General features: G+C 70.4%; 19 protein-coding genes and 4 tRNA genes. 9 read left to right on the forward strand and 14 right to left on the reverse strand.

What is annotated here, in order from left to right; all coding sequences use genetic code 11:
* Nucleotides 1–62: 62 nt before the first annotated feature.
* On the reverse strand, nucleotides 63–656 hold the full coding sequence (gene leuD, locus JXZ78_RS03245) for a 3-isopropylmalate dehydratase small subunit (protein WP_030018363.1): 594 nt from the start codon (nucleotides 654–656) through the stop codon (nucleotides 63–65).
* A gap of 7 nt (nucleotides 657–663) precedes the next feature.
* Nucleotides 664–2,100, reverse strand: coding sequence for a 3-isopropylmalate dehydratase large subunit (gene leuC, locus JXZ78_RS03250; RefSeq protein ID WP_030018362.1), 1,437 nt, complete (start codon nucleotides 2,098–2,100; stop codon nucleotides 664–666).
* 172 nt (nucleotides 2,101–2,272) lie between these two features.
* On the opposite strand from leuC, the gene ndgR reads away from it, so the two are divergent.
* The gene (gene ndgR, locus JXZ78_RS03255) at nucleotides 2,273–2,989 is read left to right on the forward strand and encodes an IclR family transcriptional regulator NdgR (protein WP_030018361.1); all 717 of its coding nucleotides are present in this window, start codon (nucleotides 2,273–2,275) and stop codon (nucleotides 2,987–2,989) included.
* 101 nt (nucleotides 2,990–3,090) lie between these two features.
* Here ndgR and JXZ78_RS03260 read toward each other — a convergent pair whose 3' ends face one another.
* Complete coding sequence (locus tag JXZ78_RS03260; protein WP_208870108.1) at nucleotides 3,091–3,573, reverse strand: DUF4188 domain-containing protein; 483 nt, start codon at nucleotides 3,571–3,573, stop codon at nucleotides 3,091–3,093.
* An 84-nt stretch (nucleotides 3,574–3,657) separates the two neighbouring features.
* Between JXZ78_RS03260 and JXZ78_RS03265 the strand changes: the two genes are divergently transcribed.
* Nucleotides 3,658–4,308, forward strand: a complete 651-nt coding sequence (locus JXZ78_RS03265; RefSeq protein ID WP_030018359.1) for a MerR family transcriptional regulator — start codon at nucleotides 3,658–3,660, stop codon at nucleotides 4,306–4,308.
* Nucleotides 4,309–4,385: 77 nt separating this feature from the next.
* Here the strand turns inward: JXZ78_RS03265 and JXZ78_RS03270 are convergent.
* From JXZ78_RS03270 to JXZ78_RS03290, 5 genes are all read right to left on the reverse strand, one after another.
* Nucleotides 4,386–4,458 (reverse strand) — tRNA-Glu (locus JXZ78_RS03270).
* 39 nt (nucleotides 4,459–4,497) lie between these two features.
* A tRNA-Gln gene (locus JXZ78_RS03275) sits at nucleotides 4,498–4,569 on the reverse strand.
* A 16-nt stretch (nucleotides 4,570–4,585) separates the two neighbouring features.
* Nucleotides 4,586–4,658, reverse strand: a tRNA-Glu gene (locus JXZ78_RS03280).
* Nucleotides 4,659–4,697: 39 nt separating this feature from the next.
* Nucleotides 4,698–4,769, reverse strand: a tRNA-Gln gene (locus JXZ78_RS03285).
* Nucleotides 4,770–4,857: 88 nt separating this feature from the next.
* The gene (locus JXZ78_RS03290) at nucleotides 4,858–5,583 is read right to left on the reverse strand and encodes an HAD family hydrolase (protein ID WP_030018358.1); all 726 of its coding nucleotides are present in this window, start codon (nucleotides 5,581–5,583) and stop codon (nucleotides 4,858–4,860) included.
* A 123-nt stretch (nucleotides 5,584–5,706) separates the two neighbouring features.
* Between JXZ78_RS03290 and JXZ78_RS03295 the strand changes: the two genes are divergently transcribed.
* From JXZ78_RS03295 to JXZ78_RS03305, 3 genes are all read left to right on the forward strand, one after another.
* Nucleotides 5,707–6,018, forward strand: coding sequence for an alpha-amylase inhibitor (locus JXZ78_RS03295; RefSeq protein ID WP_030018357.1), 312 nt, complete (start codon nucleotides 5,707–5,709; stop codon nucleotides 6,016–6,018).
* A gap of 476 nt (nucleotides 6,019–6,494) precedes the next feature.
* Nucleotides 6,495–7,286 carry a hypothetical protein gene (locus tag JXZ78_RS03300; RefSeq protein WP_050502115.1) on the forward strand — a complete coding sequence of 264 codons (792 nt, stop codon included), beginning with the start codon at nucleotides 6,495–6,497 and terminating at the stop codon, nucleotides 7,284–7,286.
* Nucleotides 7,287–7,342: 56 nt separating this feature from the next.
* Nucleotides 7,343–7,561, forward strand: coding sequence for a hypothetical protein (locus JXZ78_RS03305; RefSeq protein ID WP_030018355.1), 219 nt, complete (start codon nucleotides 7,343–7,345; stop codon nucleotides 7,559–7,561).
* Nucleotides 7,562–7,648: 87 nt separating this feature from the next.
* Here the strand turns inward: JXZ78_RS03305 and JXZ78_RS03310 are convergent, their stop codons facing one another.
* Genes JXZ78_RS03310 through JXZ78_RS03320 form a run of 3 tightly spaced genes read right to left on the reverse strand, consistent with a single transcriptional unit; the run spans nucleotide 7,649 to nucleotide 8,903 of the window.
* Complete coding sequence (locus tag JXZ78_RS03310) at nucleotides 7,649–7,843, reverse strand: DUF397 domain-containing protein (protein ID WP_030018354.1); 195 nt, start codon at nucleotides 7,841–7,843, stop codon at nucleotides 7,649–7,651.
* An 8-nt stretch (nucleotides 7,844–7,851) separates the two neighbouring features.
* The gene (locus JXZ78_RS03315; protein WP_308280969.1) at nucleotides 7,852–8,067 is read right to left on the reverse strand and encodes a DUF397 domain-containing protein; all 216 of its coding nucleotides are present in this window, start codon (nucleotides 8,065–8,067) and stop codon (nucleotides 7,852–7,854) included.
* Nucleotides 8,064–8,903: a helix-turn-helix domain-containing protein gene (locus JXZ78_RS03320; protein ID WP_030018352.1), complete on the reverse strand. Its 840-nt coding sequence runs from the start codon at nucleotides 8,901–8,903 to the stop codon at nucleotides 8,064–8,066. The genes JXZ78_RS03315 and JXZ78_RS03320 overlap by 4 nt, the downstream gene beginning before the upstream one ends.
* A gap of 154 nt (nucleotides 8,904–9,057) precedes the next feature.
* Between JXZ78_RS03320 and JXZ78_RS03325 the strand changes: the two genes are divergently transcribed.
* From JXZ78_RS03325 to JXZ78_RS03335, 3 genes are all read left to right on the forward strand, one after another.
* Complete coding sequence (locus JXZ78_RS03325) at nucleotides 9,058–9,357, forward strand: hypothetical protein (RefSeq protein WP_050502114.1); 300 nt, start codon at nucleotides 9,058–9,060, stop codon at nucleotides 9,355–9,357.
* Between the two features lie 143 nt (nucleotides 9,358–9,500).
* A complete protein-coding gene (locus tag JXZ78_RS03330) occupies nucleotides 9,501–9,833 on the forward strand; it encodes a DUF6247 family protein (RefSeq protein ID WP_030018350.1) in 333 nt (110 codons plus the stop codon).
* Nucleotides 9,830–10,069: a hypothetical protein gene (locus tag JXZ78_RS03335; protein WP_030018349.1), complete on the forward strand. Its 240-nt coding sequence runs from the start codon at nucleotides 9,830–9,832 to the stop codon at nucleotides 10,067–10,069. The genes JXZ78_RS03330 and JXZ78_RS03335 overlap by 4 nt, the downstream gene beginning before the upstream one ends.
* An 87-nt stretch (nucleotides 10,070–10,156) precedes the next feature.
* On the opposite strand, the gene gltX is transcribed toward JXZ78_RS03335, so the two are convergent.
* The 3 genes from gltX to JXZ78_RS03350 all read right to left on the reverse strand — a co-directional run bounded on the left by gltX (nucleotide 10,157) and on the right by JXZ78_RS03350 (nucleotide 12,731).
* Complete coding sequence (gltX, locus tag JXZ78_RS03340; protein WP_030018348.1) at nucleotides 10,157–11,635, reverse strand: glutamate--tRNA ligase; 1,479 nt, start codon at nucleotides 11,633–11,635, stop codon at nucleotides 10,157–10,159.
* Nucleotides 11,628–12,389, reverse strand: a complete 762-nt coding sequence (locus JXZ78_RS03345; RefSeq protein WP_030018347.1) for a fumarylacetoacetate hydrolase family protein — start codon at nucleotides 12,387–12,389, stop codon at nucleotides 11,628–11,630. The genes gltX and JXZ78_RS03345 overlap by 8 nt, the downstream gene beginning before the upstream one ends.
* A gap of 87 nt (nucleotides 12,390–12,476) precedes the next feature.
* On the reverse strand, nucleotides 12,477–12,731 hold the full coding sequence (locus JXZ78_RS03350; protein WP_033037172.1) for a hypothetical protein: 255 nt from the start codon (nucleotides 12,729–12,731) through the stop codon (nucleotides 12,477–12,479).
* Nucleotides 12,732–13,342: 611 nt separating this feature from the next.
* Here JXZ78_RS03350 and JXZ78_RS03355 point away from each other — a divergent pair.
* Nucleotides 13,343–17,179: a sensor histidine kinase gene (locus JXZ78_RS03355; protein WP_238782643.1), complete on the forward strand. Its 3,837-nt coding sequence runs from the start codon at nucleotides 13,343–13,345 to the stop codon at nucleotides 17,177–17,179.
* The last annotated feature ends 3 nt before the right edge of the window (nucleotides 17,180–17,182 follow it).

Raw genomic sequence — 17,182 nt, forward strand, 5'->3', positions numbered from 1 at the left:
CCCCTGCCAACTAGCAAGGGGCGCATCGTACGCAATAAGGCTTTGAGCCAAAAAACCCGAGGTCAGACTACTACCGTACGCGGCTTGAACGACGGCCTGTTCGCCTCGTACCCGGCGATGGCCTCCTCCTCCCGAAGGGTGAGGCTGATGTCGTCCAGTCCCTCCAGCAGCCGCCAACGCGCGTTCTCGTCCAGCTCGAACCCTGCGGTGATGCCCGGCGCCCGGACCTGCCGGCCGACGAGGTCGACGGTGACCTCGGCCGCGGGGTCCGCCTCGGCGAGCTGCTGCAGCGCCTCGACGGTCTCCTGCGGCAGCACCACGGTCAGCAGTCCGTTCTTCAGCGAGTTGCCCCGGAAGATGTCGGCGAAACGCGAGGAGATGACGGCTTTGAAGCCGTAGTTCTGCAGGGCCCACACCGCGTGCTCACGCGAGGAGCCGGTGCCGAAGTCGGGTCCGGCCACCAGGACGGTCGCTCCCCGGTACGCCTCCTGGTTCAGCACGAAGCCCGGATCCTTGCGCCAGGCCTCGAAGAGCCCGTCCTCGAAGCCGTCGCGGGTGACCTTCTTGAGCCAGTGGGCCGGGATGATCTGGTCGGTGTCGACGTTGCTGCGGCGCAGCGGGACGGCCCGGCCGGTGTGCGTGGTGAAAGCTTCCATGGTGGTTTCAGACTCCCGCGGGCGTGCGTACGTCGGCGTCGGCGTCGGACAGGTCGGCCGGCGATGCCAGATGGCCGAGAACCGCCGTTGCGGCGGCGACCTGGGGCGAGACCAGGTGGGTGCGGCCGCCCTTGCCCTGCCGCCCCTCGAAGTTGCGGTTGGAGGTCGAGGCGGAACGCTCGCCGGGCGCCAGCTGGTCCGGGTTCATCCCGAGGCACATCGAGCAGCCGGCGTGCCGCCACTCGGCACCGGCCTGGGTGAAGACCTTGTCGAGGCCCTCCGAGACCGCCTGGAGGGAGACCCGCACCGAGCCCGGTACGACGAGCATCCGTACGCCGTCGGCGACCCGGCGGCCCCGTACGATCTCGGCGGCGGAGCGCAGATCCTCGATGCGCCCGTTGGTGCAGGAACCTACGAAGACGGTGTCCACACGGATGTCGCGCAGCGGCTGACCGGCCGTCAACCCCATGTATTCCAGGGCCTTTTCGGCGGCGAAGCGCTCCGATGCGTCTTCGTACGAAGCGGGGTCGGGGACGGCCGCCGAAAGGGGTGCGCCCTGGCCCGGGTTGGTGCCCCAGGTGACGAACGGGGCCAGCTCGGAGGCGTCCACGACGACCTCGTGGTCGAAGACCGCGTCGTCGTCGGTGCGCAGGGTCTTCCAGTACGCCACGGCGGCGTCCCAGTCGGCTCCCTGGGGCGCGTGGTCGCGGCCCTGGAGGTAGGCGAAGGTGGTCTCGTCGGGGGCGATCATGCCGGCCCGGGCACCCGCCTCGATGGACATGTTGCAGATGGTCATCCGGGCCTCCATCGAGAGCTTCTCGATGGCCTCGCCGCGGTACTCGATGACGTACCCCTGGCCGCCGCCGGTGCCGATCCGGGCGATGACGGCGAGGATCAGGTCCTTGGCGGTGACGCCGTCGGGCAGCTCGCCCTCGACGGTGACGGCCATGGTCTTGAAGGGCGCCATCGGCAGCGTCTGGGTGGCCAGCACGTGCTCGACCTGGCTGGTGCCGATGCCGAAGGCCAGCGCGCCGAAGGCGCCGTGGGTCGAGGTGTGGCTGTCGCCGCAGACCACGGTGGTGCCCGGCTGGGTCAGTCCCAACTGCGGTCCCACTACGTGGACGACTCCCTGTTCGACGTCGCCGAGCGGGTGCAGCCGGACGCCGAACTCCGCGCAGTTCTTGCGCAGCGTCTCCAGCTGGGTGCGCGAGACCGGGTCGGCGATGGGCTTGTCGATGTCGAGGGTGGGGGTGTTGTGGTCCTCGGTGGCGATGGTGAGGTCGGTGCGCCGCACCGGCCGTCCGGCCTTGCGCAGGCCGTCGAACGCCTGCGGGCTGGTCACCTCGTGGAGCAGGTGCAGGTCGATGAAGAGGAGGTCGGGCTCGCCTTCGGCGCGCCGGACGACGTGGTCGTCCCAGACCTTCTCCGCGAGTGTCCGTGCCATCGCTTTCCCTCCGGCCGGCCGCATTGCCGGCCCAACTCGACTGTGTACGCGGCGCCTCTCCCCCGAATCCGGACGCCGTGCCGGGCCCTGGTCGGGGGCCGCGACTACAGATTGGCGGCTTCCCAGGAAAATTGAACTTGCGTTTCACACTGTGAGACGCGAGTATCGTTGCATGGACAACTCTAGCGGCGTCGGCGTTCTCGACAAGGCAGCTCTGGTACTGAGCGCTCTGGAGTCCGGTCCGGCCACCCTCGCCGGGCTGGTCACGGCGACCGGGCTCGCACGACCCACGGCACACCGGCTGGCCGTGGCACTGGAACACCACCGGATGGTGGCGAGGGACATGCAGGGCCGGTTCATCCTCGGCCCGCGGCTGTCGGAACTGGCCGCCGCGGCCGGCGAGGACCGCCTGCTGGCCACGGCCGGACCGGTGCTCACGCACCTGCGCGACGTGACGGGCGAGAGCGCGCAGCTCTACCGGCGCCAGGGCGACATGCGGATCTGCGCGGCCGCGGCGGAACGGCTGTCCGGACTGCGGGACACCGTCCCGGTCGGCTCCACGCTCCCCATGAAGGCCGGCTCGGCCGCCCAGATCCTGATGGCCTGGGAGGAGCCGGAGCGCCTGCACCGCGGCCTCCAGGGCGCCCGCTTCACGGCCACCGCGCTGTCCGGCGTACGGCGCCGGGGCTGGGCGCAGTCGATCGGCGAGCGGGAGCCGGGTGTGGCCTCGGTCTCCGCCCCCGTACGCGGCCCGTCGAACCGCGTGGTCGCCGCCGTCTCGGTCTCCGGACCGATCGAGCGGCTGACCCGCCACCCGGGCCGGATGCACGCCCAGGCGGTCATCGACGCGGCGGCCCGGCTCAGCGAGGCACTGCGGCGTACGGGCTGACCCGCCGGCCCCCTCCCCTACCCCGCTGACCTGCAAGAACACCGACCGGCCGGTGCGGCCGCCGACGCCCGCACCGGCCGGTCAGCCACGTCACGGCGTGACTACACCGCGCTCACGGGCGCGCTGAGCGCCCCACGACGGCCCGGCGCGGCGACGCCGTACGCGGCACCGAGCCCGTCCGGCGGCATCGAACTGTAGATCGTGCTGTACGCGCCCGCCGGCACGACATAGGTCTCGTGCCAGATCCCCACCGCCCCTTCGCCGCTCCGCGCGCGGCGGTTGAACGCCGCCCACGCGGGGCGGTGCCGCATGTCCGGGTCGGAGGCGTAGGCGTACAACTTCTCGCGCGACTCCCAGTATTGGACGACGGTGAAGACGCGCGGCCCGCCGTTCAGCACCCGGTAGCCGAGCATCCCGGCGCCCGGCTCGCGCACCAACTCCTTGATCATCCGCGGCATCGCACGCAGCGCGGGCAGCCAACTGCGCACCGCCCGGAGCTTGTTGATGCGCATACCGACCATGAAGACGACCACCTCCCCGTCGGCGTCCGCCACCATGCGCCCCGGCACGACCTTGTCACCCATGACGATCCCCCTGCTCTCCATTCTTTGGATAGCGGCACTATCCATGCTTGGATAGTGACACTCTCCAAGGGAAGGCGCAAGCGGATGCGACTGGCGGAACTGAGTGAGCGCAGCGGGGTACCCACCGCCACGATCAAGTACTACCTCCGGGAGCGGCTGCTTCCGCCCGGCGAGCGGATCACCGCCACCACGGCCGAGTACGGCGACGCCCACCTGCGCCGGCTGCGCCTGGTGCGGGCGCTGGTCCAGGTCGGGAAGATGCCGGTGGCCACCGCGCGCGAGGTGCTGGCCGCCGTCGAGGACGACTCGCTGGACCACCACATGCGTCTCGGCGCGGCCGTGTGGGCCCTCCCCCACCCTCCCGGCCCGGCACAGGAAGCCCCGGAGACCACCGCCGCCCGCCGGACGGCCGACGAGCTGATGCGCCGCCTGGGCTGGCAGTACGGGCTGGAGGTGGGGCCGGTCTCCCCCGCCTACGGGATGCTGGTGAACGCGCTGGCCGCGCTCGCCCGGCTCGGCTATCCGCACACCGTCGAGAACGTGCTGCCGTACGCCCGGATCGCGGGCCAACTGGCCGTCGCCGACCTGGATTTGGTGGAGGAGTACGAGACGCCGGCCGAGCAGGTGGAGGCCGCGGTGGCGCTGACCGTACTGCTCGAACCGGTCCTGCTGAGCCTGCGGCGGCTGGCGGAGGCGGAGGAATCACACCGCCGGTTCAGAGGCGACTCCTCGTGACGCCGGGCCCCGTGGCGCGTGGGGCCCTCCCATGCGAAGAGGCCCTTCCCCGACTGGGGAAGGGCCTCTTCGTCGCGTACCCCCGACCGGATTCGAACCGGCGCTACCGCCTTGAGAGGGCGGCGTGCTAGGCCGCTACACAACGGGGGCTTGCACTTGCAGAACCACAGGCTGACCTGCGATTTCGCGCTGGGCTACCAGGACTCGAACCTAGACTAAATGAACCAGAATCACTCGTGCTGCCAATTACACCATAGCCCATGGTGGTATAGACCAGTACCCCCGACCGGATTCGAACCGGCGCTACCGCCTTGAGAGGGCGGCGTGCTAGGCCGCTACACAACGGGGGCCTGATACTGCATGATCAAGAGACCTCGGGAGGTCTCTTGCTGGGCTACCAGGACTCGAACCTAGACTAACTGAACCAGAATCAGTCGTGCTGCCAATTACACCATAGCCCACCGGAACGCAACCCCCGCCAGGGGTTTTGTTCGGCTTGCGCTTCCCGGCCCGGCCTTTCGGCCCTGCCCGGGCGGCGCAGAAAGAACATTACCCGAAGGTGGACGACGCTCCAAAACCGATAAGGCCGCGCACCAGCCCGGGCAGCTCGGCGAGCCCGCCGATCCGTGTCACCCCGTCCGGCACCGCACCCTCCGTACCGGCCCGGTCCACCCAGATCGCGCCCAGCCCGGCGTCGCGCGCGCCGATCGCGTCCACGTCCAGCTTGTCCCCCACGTAGACCACCCGCTCCGGCGCCAGCCCCAGCGCGTCACAGGCCGCCAGGAACGCCCCCGCCGCCGGCTTCGCGTGCCCCAGCTCGTCGGCGCACAGCACCACCTCGAAGTGCTCGCGTATGCCGAGCGCCCGCAGCTTGCGGTCCTGGTTGGCGACGGACGAATTCGACAGCACCCCCTGCCGGGCCAGCGGCGCCACGTCCGTCAGCGCCTGCACGGAATCCGGAAAGAGCGCCCAGGCCGCCTCGTACAGCGCGACGTACCGCCCGAACCAGGCGTCCGCCTCGTCATCACTCAGCACCGTCCCGAGGAAGGCCCGCGCCCGCTCCCTACGATGCTCCAGGAACCCCACCTCCCCGGCCAGAAACCGCCCGAAGGCGACCTCCATGCACTCCCGCCACCGCCCGAGCGCGCACTCGGCGTCCGCGTACCGCCCGAGCAGCCCCTCCGCCTCGATGTGCCGCAGGGCTCCCACGCGGTCCGACCCCGTGTAGTCGAAGAGGGTGTCGTCCACGTCCCAGAGGACGGCCTCGATGGTCATGAAACCGACGGTACCCGGACGGGCCGCGCGAGCACCCGAGTTTTCGCCCTGCTCACGTCAAGGCCATGGCATGCTGTCGCCCTGCCAGGGCGCCCTTCGCGCCCGGCAGGAATCCAACGGGGAGTGATCGACACAGTGATCGACATGAAGCGCGCCGCCGTGGTGGGCCTGGCCGTGGCCGGCCTGGGACTCGGCAGCCTGGTGACCGCCGCACCGGCGTCCGCGAACGGTACGGCGCCCGCGTGCGTGAAGCGCAACGTCTACACCGTGGTGGGCCGCTACTGGGAGGCGCGCGTCCAGAACACCTGCGGCAAGAAAATGCGCGTCCGCGTGGTCGGCTCGTTCGGCCCGTTCGACTGCCACACCCTCGCGAACGGCGCCAGCTACCGCCACCACAGCGAGTGGGGCAAGTACAAGCGCGTCGAGGTGTGCTGAGGCGCGCTCGCGCGCCGAAGGTCCGAAGGTGACGTGAGGCCCGGCGGGCGGGGTTCGGCCCGCCGGGGCCCTGCGCGCTTAGCGGTTACGTAGGGGAGGGCGACACCCCGCGTCCCTTGACCGTGGCGAGGAACCGGCAACGCCGGACAGTTCACACCCTCGTTGCCGTACGAGGACTCCCGCCAGACCAGGCGGGACGCACTGAACCTCACCTCTCCACTCAGCGGGCCCGGTCAGTCCTGTTCGCGAGCCCGGGACCAAAGTCCCGGCTGCCATGCCCATCACTTGGGCCTCATCGACAGCCGGCCCAGCCGTACGGCTCACAAGCTCTAGGACCAAAGCCCCGACTTCCGGGGTAATCACCTGTTCAACCTTTGCTGGCCGAACCGCATATGCCAGGCTCACGGTCACTACTCCTGGCATATGCCAACCACAGTGGCGCCAGAGCCTTGTGAATCTGCCTACGAAGGGTCTTCATGAACCACCGCCAGCGCATAGCCAGCACCATCCTCGTCACCATCAGCGCGACCGCACTCACACTCGGGGTCGCCCCCGCCGCCTTCGCCGGTGACATCCCTTCCCCGGCCGAGCAGACCGCGGCCTTGGTCGAGAAGGCCACCGGCACCACCGACATCGCTCTGACCCCAGCCCCTGGCACCACGATCCCCCAGCGTTCCACCGGGGACGCCAAGGCCGGCACCGCGACGGGTGACGCCGTATCCATCGCCCTTCCCGGCACCAAGAACGTCACCGGCGCCAAGGCCGGCAAGAACACCACCGTCTACCCCGGCGCAGCCGAGGCCACCGACCTCGCCGTCCAGCCCACCACCGACGGCGGCATTCGCGCCCTGGCCGTCCTCAAGGACGTCACCGCCCCGCGCGAACAGCGCTACGACGTCGGCCTTCCCGCCGGCGCCCGCCTGGTCATGCTCGACAACGGCGCGGTCGCCGCCATCGCCAAGAACGGCACCTTCCTCGGCGGTTTCACCACCCCCTGGGCCAAGGACGCCAACGGCAAGCCCGTACCCACCAGCTACCGCGTCGACGGCAACACCCTCGTCCAGTCGGTACGGATCGCGGACTCCACGGCATTCCCCGTCGTCGCCGACCCCAAGTGGCTGAACGATGCGGCCAAGGGAACGGCCGCCGGCCTGGTCGGCGGATGTGCGGCCGGCGCCCTCGCCGGGGGAGTCGGGTGCCTCCCCGGAGCTGTCGCATCAGGTGTGGCCGGTGGCGTCGCCGGGGCGATCAGCGGCCTTTTCAGCTGACAGCCGTTGCCTTCTTCCCTCGATCCCGGACGACATGGCCTGTGAGGAGCACCGACATGACAGACGGCACGGAGAGTCGGCACCCCAGCGCTGAGCGGACCGTCTCGCTCGCGGTGTTGTGCGGACTGGGAGTGATCCTCGGCCTCAGCCTGGGCGACCAGTCCTTTGTAGCCAGCGTCCTGTGGGGCCTGGCCGGAGGGATCATCGCGGCACCAGTACTCATGGGCGCCACCCGAGTCGCCCGATACGTGGCCAAGCGGCGATCCACACGCTGACCCGATCGAGACCGGGCCGCACCTCACATCAGCCGAGGCAGATGCCAGGAGTGGACCGGTCTCGATCGGGTCAGCGACAAACCCTGGCTAGGACATGCCATCCGCACCGCTCCCCTTGAGCACCGCCAGCAAGGCGGCCAGCTCACCACGGGTGGCCGCCAGGATCACATCCGGATCATCGCTCTCCCGGAGGCGCACGGTGCCGTCGGGGGCGGCGGCGATGTTCACGCAATTCACCGCCGCGTTGCTGTACGAGGACTTCTGCCAGGTCAGACGGGACATGCTGGGCTTCACCCCTTCGCGATTCGTTCCACACCGCTCTCTTTGATGACCGTCACGAACGCAGCCAGCCCTTCGCGGGCGATCGACAGAACCACCTCCGGCTCGTCGCTCTCCCGCATCCGGAGGCTGCCGTCGGGGGCAGTCGCGACGTAGAGGCAATTGGCCCCAGCGTTGCTGTAGGAAGACTTCTGCCACTGATAGGTGCACATCGTCAGGCCACTCACAGACTCTTGGCGATCTTGTGGATGAACGCGCGGCTTTCGGCAGGGCTGAGGGCGCAGCGCTCCATACGGTCCAGCACTGTCCGGTACCGAGCAAGCTGTGCCTGCGCATAGAGGAACTCGCAACCGTGATCGGAGTCCAGCAGAACCGTGTCGAGCTGCGGCATCGGCCCGCATGCGTAGGTGATCGGTTGACCGGCCGCGGGAAAGTCAGCGCGCTCGAAGGGAATCGTCAGGACGGTCACGTTGTCCTGCTCCCCCATCTCGATCAGGTGATGCAGTTGGGCCCGCACCACCTCCGCGCCGCCGATCCCCATGCGTAGCGCGGCCTCGTGGATGATCGCCGTGTAGGGCGTGGGTGACTTCCCGCCCAGAACGCCTTGGCGTCTGACGCGGAAAGCGACGTGGTGCTCGATCTCGTACGGGCGGAGGGTGGGCACGTAATGGCCGTACGACACGCGAGCGTGCTCTGCCGTTTGCAAGAGGCCGGGCATGGCCACCACAACGGCGACCCTCACCGCCCTGGCCTCGTGTTCCATCTCCGCGACCTCGACCAATGAAGCGGGCAGTAGCTCCCGGTACTCGTCCCACCAACCGCGCCCCCTGCGCCCCGTCATACTTCCCAAGGCTTCGACGAGCGCGACGTCATCACACGCGTAGCTGCGAGCTATGGCCCATACCCGGTCCGCACTCACCCCGTACCGCCCGGCCTCGATCATGCTCATGCGGGCCTGCTGGATGCCGACCCTAGCCGCGGCCTCCGTAGATGTCAGCCCGGCCTGCTCCCGCAGTTTGCGCAGTTCGGCGCCCAGGCGGCGCTGCCGCAATGTCGGCGGCATAGCTGTCGCCAAGGGACCCCCTCTCGGTGCACGCGTGTGCAAGACGTACCCCACACCAGTGAAATCCCAATGACTATCAGCTTCTTCGAGATAGAGCTATCACGAAGTGGCTAACGTTGAGTCATCAACTCCTAGCGATGACAGGAGACTTCACATGACCACCGTATCCCCACCCCCGTCCCTCCCCGACCCACCTGACGGCTTCGGCCAAGAGGTCCAGGACCTGGTCGACGCCACCGCGCCCCGCCTCTTCGCCGTAGTCGAGGAGTTCGGCATCTGCGGCATGCGGGACGCCCGCGTCGCCGCCTGGGGGCTCGCCTATGAGGACGGGCGGGCGGATGTCGCCGCCGTGGGCTCCGGTTTCCGGATGTCGGTGGCGGCGCCGGAGCGGGCGGCACGGTTCGTGTCGATGCGGCCGGGGAGTCTCGGGAGCGTCGTCTGGCCGGGGGCATGAGGGCCCGGCCGAACGGACCGATCCGACCATCGCCGGACACCATCCGTCCGTCGGGGCACGGAAGCCCTGATTTCCTGGATGCGCGCCCCGGCGCCGCCTACCGTGAGTCCCGCCCTGCCTATACGTACCGGAGGTCGCCGGCCATGGACAGAGAGATCGAAGTGGATCGGGACGCCTGCGAGCGGACTCCGGACGCGATCCGTACGGCGTTGCAGCGGCGCCCGGACTGGCTCCAGTACTTCGAGCAGGACTGGCTCAGCGCGGCGGCGGAGTTCGACCGGGCGGAGCTGGACCGGGTGGTCGACAAGTGGTTCCCCTTCGCCTGTGCGTGCGCGACGCCCGGCTACCTGGATCAGGTGGAGCAGATGGCCAAGCGCCTGGCGGAGGGGGACACGGAAGGCATGGTCTTCCGGGACGCCGAGGGCAACGCGTACGACGCCGAGAACAATCCGATCGACGTCGGCAGGTGTCCATGACCGCTTACGTCATCAGGTACGCGGACCGCGCCGCACGGTGCAAGGCAGCCCTGGGCGCCGCGCAGCGGGCCTCCCTGGAGGAGCTGGAGAAACGGCTCAGCCTGAACCCGTTCGGCGCGCCCGCCAAGAGCCATCGGGACAACAGTTGGTCGGCCACCTTCGAGGGCGGCTTCATCCAGTACGTGGTGTCCAACACGCACGTCGTGATCAACGTCATCGACCTCGTGGCCGCGTGACCCGGCCCCACCACACACGCCACGCCGAAGGGGCGGCCACCGATACCCGGTGGCCGCCCCTTCGGCGTACGACGTGAAGCCGCGCGGTTACGCGCCCAGCTTCGCCAGTGCCGCGTCGATGCGCGCCAGCGTGCGCTCCTTGCCCAGGATTTCCAGGGACTCGAAGAGCGGGAGGCCGACCGTGCGGCCCGTCACGGCCACGCGGACCGGGGCCTGGGCCTTGCCGAGCTTGAGGCCGTGGGCCTCGCCGGCGGCCAGGACGGCCTCCTTGAGGGAGTCGGGGCTGGACCAGTCGGCGCCGGTCAGCTTCTCGCGAGCCGTGGTGAGCAGAGCCACCGGGTCGCCCTTCATCGCCTTGGTCCAGGACGCCTCGTCCTCGACCGGCTCCTTGCGGAAGAGGAAGTCGACGTTGGCGGTGATGTCGGAGAGGACCGTGAGGCGGGTCTGCGCGTGCGGGGCGATGGCCTGCCAGGCGGTCTCGTCGAAGTCGGCCGGGTCCCAGTTGGCGTGGGGGGCCTGGAGCCAGGGGCGGCAGGCTTCGGCGAACGCCTCGGGGGCGAGACGGCGGATGTGGTCGGCGTTGATCGCCTCGGCCTTCTTCAGGTCGAAGCGGGCCGGGTTGGCGTTGACGTCGGCGATGTCGAAGGCCGCGACCATCTCGTCGATGCTGAAGACGTCCTGGTCGGCGGAGAAGGACCAGCCGAGGAGGGAGAGGTAGTTCAGGAGGCCTTCCGGGAGGAAGCCGCGCTCGCGGTACAGGTTCAGGGACGCCTGCGGGTCGCGCTTGGAGAGCTTCTTGTTGCCCTCGCCCATGACGTAGGGGAGGTGGCCGAAGTGGGGGACGTACTTGGCGACGCCCAGCTCGATCAGGGCCTTGTAGAGGGCCACCTGGCGGGGGGTGGAGGAGAGCAGGTCCTCGCCGCGCAGGACGTGGGTGATCTCCATCAGGGCGTCGTCGACCGGGTTCACCAGGGTGTACAGCGGCGCGCCGTTGGCGCGGAGGATGCCGTAGTCGGGGACGTTCTCCGGGGTGAAGGTCAGCTCGCCGCGGACCAGGTCCGTGAAGGTGATCGGCTCGTCCGGCATCCGGAAGCGGACGATCGGCTCGCGGCCCTCGGCCTCGTACCCGGTGATCTCGTCGGCCGTCAGGGCGCGGCACTTGCCGTCGTACCCGGAGGGCTTGCCGGCGGCGCGGGCAGCCTCGCGGCGGGCGTCCAGCTCCTCGGTGGAGCAGTAGCACTTGTACGCGTGGCCGGCGTCCAGCAGCTTCTGCGCGATCTCCTTGTAGAGGTCCATGCGCTGCGACTGCCGGTACGGCGCGTGGGGGCCGCCGATCTCGGGGCCCTCGTCCCAGTCCAGGCCCAGCCAGCGCATCGAGTCGAGCAGCTGGTTGTAGGACTCCTCGGAGTCGCGGGCCGCGTCGGTGTCCTCGATGCGGAAGACCATGGTGCCCTGGGTGTGCCGGGCGTAGGCCCAGTTGAACAGGGCGGTGCGGACCAGGCCCACGTGGGGGTTGCCGGTCGGGGAGGGACAGAAACGGACGCGGACGGGGGTCGCGTTAGCCACGCTTGATCACCTTGTTGGTGAGAGTGCCGATGCCTTCGATGTGGACGGCGACCTCGTCGCCGTCCTGGAGGGGGCCGACCCCGGCCGGGGTGCCCGTGAGGACGACGTCGCCGGGGAGCAGCGTCATCGCCTCGGTGATGTGCACGATCAGGTCCTCGACGGAGCGGACCATCTCGCTGGTGCGGCCGAGCTGGCGCTGCTCGCCGTTGACGGTGCACATGATGGTCAGGTCGCTGGGGTCCAGCTCGGTCTCGACCCAGGGGCCGAGCGGGCAGGAGGTGTCGAAGCCCTTGGCCCGTGCCCACTGCGCCTCGCGCTTCTGCACGTCGCGGGCGGTGATGTCGTTGGCGCAGGTGTAGCCGAGGATCACGTCCTTGGCGCGCTCGCGGGGGACCTCGCGGCACATGCGGCCGATGACGACGGCGAGCTCCGCCTCGTGGTGCACCTCCTGGGAGAAGGAGGGGTACACGACGGGGTCGCCGGGGCCGACCACCGAGGTGGAGGGCTTGAAGAAGGTGACCGGCACGTCCGGGACCTCGTTGCCCAGCTCGCGCGCGTGTTCGGCGTAGTTGCGGCCGACCGCGACGACCTTGTTGGGCAGGACCGGGGGCAGCAGGCGGACCTTGTCGAGGGGGACCTTGTGACCCGAGCGCTCGAATTCCGCGAAGGGGTGTCCCTTGATGACGTCGATGTCGTCGCCGTCGAGGACGCCGAAGCCGACGTTGCCGTCGATGGAGAATCTGGCGATGCGCACGGGTTGCCGCTGCCCCTCATAGATCACTGGCCGGAGTTGACACTCCAGGCTATCGCGGGGGGCGCGGCGGGCCCGCTTGCCCCGGGGTCAGACGGCCGTGTCCTGCGCGGACACGGTCTGCGCGGACACGGTCTGCGCGGCGGCGGCCTGCGCGGGCACGGTCTGCGGCGCGGGGGCGTCCATGAGGACGGTGCGGCGGGGGTTGGCGGTCTGGGTGGGCAGCTCGACGGCGTGCTCCGGGGCCTCGGCCGCGGCGCTCTGGAGGTCGTCGGCGTCCTTGAGGTGGGCGAGGGTGGTGCGCCGCGGGTTGGCTATGTTGCGGAACATCATCGTGGTCTTCACTGCTTCATGCCTCGCGTGGGGTCGGGGAGCAAGGCCGCTGCCCCGCGTCCGGAGGATTGCGGCCTTGTCATTTCGGGCAACTGTGTAAAGCGTCAGGCTATGCGCGCTATTCCCCGAGCGACTCCGGGAAAGTCGACACGCCGCCTGTGAGTTTGCTCACGAAGTGTGTGACAAATGCCGCATTTCTCATGATCAACATCCAGGGGCGAAACGGACATTGCTGGATTGAAGCCCATGTTCCGCTCCCGATCACCGCACCTGGGACAGGAGGTGCCCGCGGGTGACTCGCGGGCATTAGTCCGTTATCGACAGCGTCACTCTCTACGTGTTGTGACGTGTTCCGTACATTGCGTCACGCTTGTCACAGGGGACGGCACCGCCCTTGTTGGAGATCCGGCACTGTGCTGGAATTCCACGGACCGCCGCAGGTTTCAGCCGGACGGCGCGCAGGGGGCGCAGCGAAGCGCCGCGCGGTGGTGCCGCTCTCTCGGCCAGAGAGGGCAGCTCGCCGGTCACTCACGACCGCCACACGGGGGCCGCGGTCCCCTACGACTCGACAACCGTCCCGCCGTTCACGCGGAGGGACGCCTGGTCCAGAGGTTGCGACGCTAGTGCAGGGACGTTTCAAGAGGGACGGGTCTCCCCAGGCCCGCCAGGGCCAAGGGGAAGCTGCGGCGGACCCGGAGCTGCGCGGCGGAAGTGACCGCGCCGCCTCGCCCCAGCATGGCCAGGGCCCCGGCCCGGCGGCCGGGGGTGACTCCGCCGACGGCGGCTCGCCCAAACCGTCGAAGGGCGCCAAGGAGCCGAGCGGCCCCGGCGCGCGAATAGCCATGCGCAACTGGCGCATCAGCACCCGCCTGGTCTCCCTGCTGGCGCTCCCCGTCATCGCCGCGACCACGCTGGGCGGCATGCGCATCAACACGTCGCTGGAGAACATCGACCAGCTCGACAAGATGCAGCTGCTCACCGAGATGACGCGGCAGGCCACCGAGCTGGCCGACGCCCTCCAGACGGAGCGGGACAAGTCGGCGGGTCCGATCGCCGGCACCGGCAACGTCAAGGACGACGCCAGCGTCGTCGCCCCGCGTGAGGCGACCGACCGGGCCAAGCAGGCGTTCAACAAGGCCACCGGAGACGTCCAGCGCGACGACCCGACGATGGCCGGCGTGCAGGCGACCCTGCTGGACATCGGGCGCCAGCTGAACACCCTCAACGAGATCCGCAACAACGCGTACAAGGACGGCGACAACGCCGCCCGTACGGTCAGCAGCTACAACCAGCTGATCACCTCGCTGCTCGCGCTGTCCCAGGACATGGCCCAGGCGACCAGCAACCCGGAGATGATCCGCAGCACCCGTGCGCTCGCGGCGTTCTCCTCCGCCAAGGAATACGCGTCGATGCAGCGCGCGCTGGTCAGTGCCGGCCTCGCGCACAAGGGCAGCCCGCAGCTGTCCTCCAACGACCGGCTGGCCGGCCGTACCGCCGAGGACAACGAGAAGGCGGCCCGCGACCGCTTCTCGCAGATCTACACCGGCGCCACCGACCTCACCAAGGGTCTGGACGGCAACAACGACGACATCAAGGCGGCCGTCGCCTTCGCGCACCGGGCCTTCGCCAGCGACGGCGGTATCCACAGCGAGGACTACAAGTACCTCGACTGGTACGACACGGACACCGTCAAGATCGACGAGATGGGCCGTATCGAGAGCTCGCTGCTCTCGCAGATGGAGCAGAAGTCCCGCGAGCTGCGCAACGAGGCGACCCAGGAGGCCATCCTCAGCGGTGCGCTGATCCTGCTGGTCCTCGGCATCTCGCTGGTCGGCGCGTTCGTCGTGTCCCGGTCCATGGTGCGTTCGCTGCGCCGTCTTCAGGACACCGCGCAGAAGGTCTCCCAGGAGCGCCTGCCCGAGCTGGTCAAGCAGCTGTCCGAGGCGGACCCGCAGGACGTGGACACCTCCGTGGAGTCCGTCGGCGTGCACAGCCGGGACGAGATCGGCAAAGTGGCCGCGGCCTTCGACGACGTGCACCGCGAAGCCGTCCGCCTGGCGTCCGAGCAGGCGCTGCTGCGGGGCAACGTCAACGCGATGTTCACCAACCTCTCGCGCCGCAGCCAGGGCCTCATCCAGCGCCAGCTCTCGCTCATCTCCGAACTGGAGTCCCGCGAGGCCGACCCGGACCAGCTCTCCTCGCTGTTCAAGCTGGACCACCTCGCGACCCGTATGCGCCGTAACGGTGAGAACCTCCTCGTCCTCGCGGGCGAGGAGCCGGGCCGCCGCTGGACGCGCCCGGTCCCGCTGGTCGACGTGCTGCGCGCCGCCGCGTCCGAGGTGGAGCAGTACGAGCGCATCGAACTGAGCGCCGTACCGCAGACCGAGGTCGCCGGCCGGGTCGTCAACGACCTCGTGCACCTGCTCGCCGAGCTGCTGGAGAACGCCACCTCGTTCTCCTCCCCGCAGACCAAGGTCAAGGTCACCGGTCACGCGCTGCCCGACGGCCGCGTGCTGGTCGAGATCCACGACACCGGTATCGGCCTGTCCCCCGAGGACCTGTCCGCGATCAACGAGCGGCTGGCCAGCCCGCCGACGGTGGACGTCTCGGTCTCCCGCCGCATGGGTCTGTTCGTGGTCGGCCGCCTGTCGCTGCGGCACGGCATCCGCATCCAGCTGCGGCCGTCCGACTCGGGCGGTACGACGGCGCTGGTCATGCTGCCGGTCGACGTCGCCCAGGGCGGCAAGAAGCCGCAGCCGGGCGGCAAGGGCGGGCCGGGTGCCGGTGCCGTCGAAGGCGCCCCCGCGCCCCACACCCCGAACGCCTCCGCCAACCGCCTCGCCGGTCTGCAGCCGCGCGGCCAGGTCGGCGCGGGCGGCGTGCGTCCGGCGCTGCCGGGCCGCGGCGGTCCGGGTGGCCAGGGCGGTCCGGGTGCCGGTGCGTTCGGCGCGCCCGCCGGCCGTACGGGCAACCCGCCCGCCGGGCCCTCCAGGAGCACCCCGAACACCGGCCAGCTGAGCGACGGTCGTCCGGCGCTGCCGACCCGTGGCACGCCGGCCGGTGCGAACACGGGCGCCGGTGCCGGTGACACTTCGCAGATGCCGACGGTCGCTCCCCCGACGGGCGCGCCCCGGCGTGACGAGCGCGCGGAGCTGCCGCAGCGCGGCCCGGCCGGTGAGCTGACCGGCGGCGCGGACGCCGCCGGCGGCCCGTCGCAGCCGAACACCACGAGCTGGGGTGCCCGCCGTGAGCGCGGCGCCTCGGACGACTGGCCGATGACGCCCCGCCAGGAGCAGGACCGGCCGCGCGGCCACGAGGAGCCGGAGACCACCGGCGGCTTCGCCCGCCCGGCGGCCGGCGGCCCCGGTGACACGGCGGAGTTCGCCCGTCCCGACTTCGACGCCCCGCCGCCCGGCGCGGACGGCGGCCGGACCGGCCGCGGTCCCGGCGACACCGGCGAGTTCGCCCGTCCCGACACCGGCGAGGCCGTCCGCCCGGACGCCTTCGGTTCCGGCGCGCCGCAGCGCGACGACCAGGCGACCGGTCAGTACGAGCTGCCCGCCGACCTGCGCGGCGAGTCGCCGCAGGGCCCCGGCGACACCGGGCAGTTCGCCCGCCCGGACGACGGGCGCGGCGGTTTCGGCGAGTACGGCGACACCGCGTACGGGGCCAACGGTCAGGACGCGGCCGCGGGCAGCGCCTTCGCGGGCGGTGGTGCCTTCGAGGGCGGCAACGCCTTCGGCGGCGCGCCGCAGCAGGGTGCCGGTACCACCGGCGAGTTCGCCCTCCCCGACGGCCTGCGGGACGGATCGCAGCAGGGCACCGGCGAGTTCGCGGTGCCGCCGCAGGAGCGGCAGCGCCAGGACGGCGGCTCCGGTGACCTGCTCGGCGGCGGTTCGCCCGCCGGTCCCGGTGACGGCCGTACGCCGATCTTCGACACCATCGAGTCCAACTGGTTCAGCCACCCGGCGTCCGCCGCGGCCGGCGTGCCGCAGCAGGCCGCCGACGAGCCCTCGGCCCCGTCGGCCGAGCACTCCGAGGCACCGCCGCTGCCGCGCCGCGAGCCCGGTGCCGCCGCCGGCGGCGCGTCCGCCGGTACGTCCGGCTCGCTCTTCGACGGTGCTGCCGCCGACGGCCGCGCCCAGGGTGAGCAGGGCCAGTGGCGTGCCTCGCCCAACGACGAGCGCTGGCGGCAGGCGGAGCAGATCCGCCAGCCCGCCGCGGGCGGCGTCACCACCTCCGGGCTGCCCCGCCGGGTGCCGCGCGCCAACCTGGTCGCCGGCACCGCGCAGCAGCAGTCCCACCAGACCGGTCCGCAGGTCTCGCGTGCGCCCGACGACGTGCGCGGCCGTCTGACCAATCTTCGTCGGGGTATCCAGCAAGGCCGTTACCGGGCCGAGGAGAACGCCTCCACCGGCAACCACGGCATTGTCGACCCCACTCACCAGCAGGAGCGTTAGTTG

The organism is Streptomyces monomycini (assembly GCF_022271435.1).
In the GTDB taxonomy this organism is placed as follows: Bacteria; Actinomycetota; Actinomycetes; order Streptomycetales; family Streptomycetaceae; genus Streptomyces; species Streptomyces monomycini.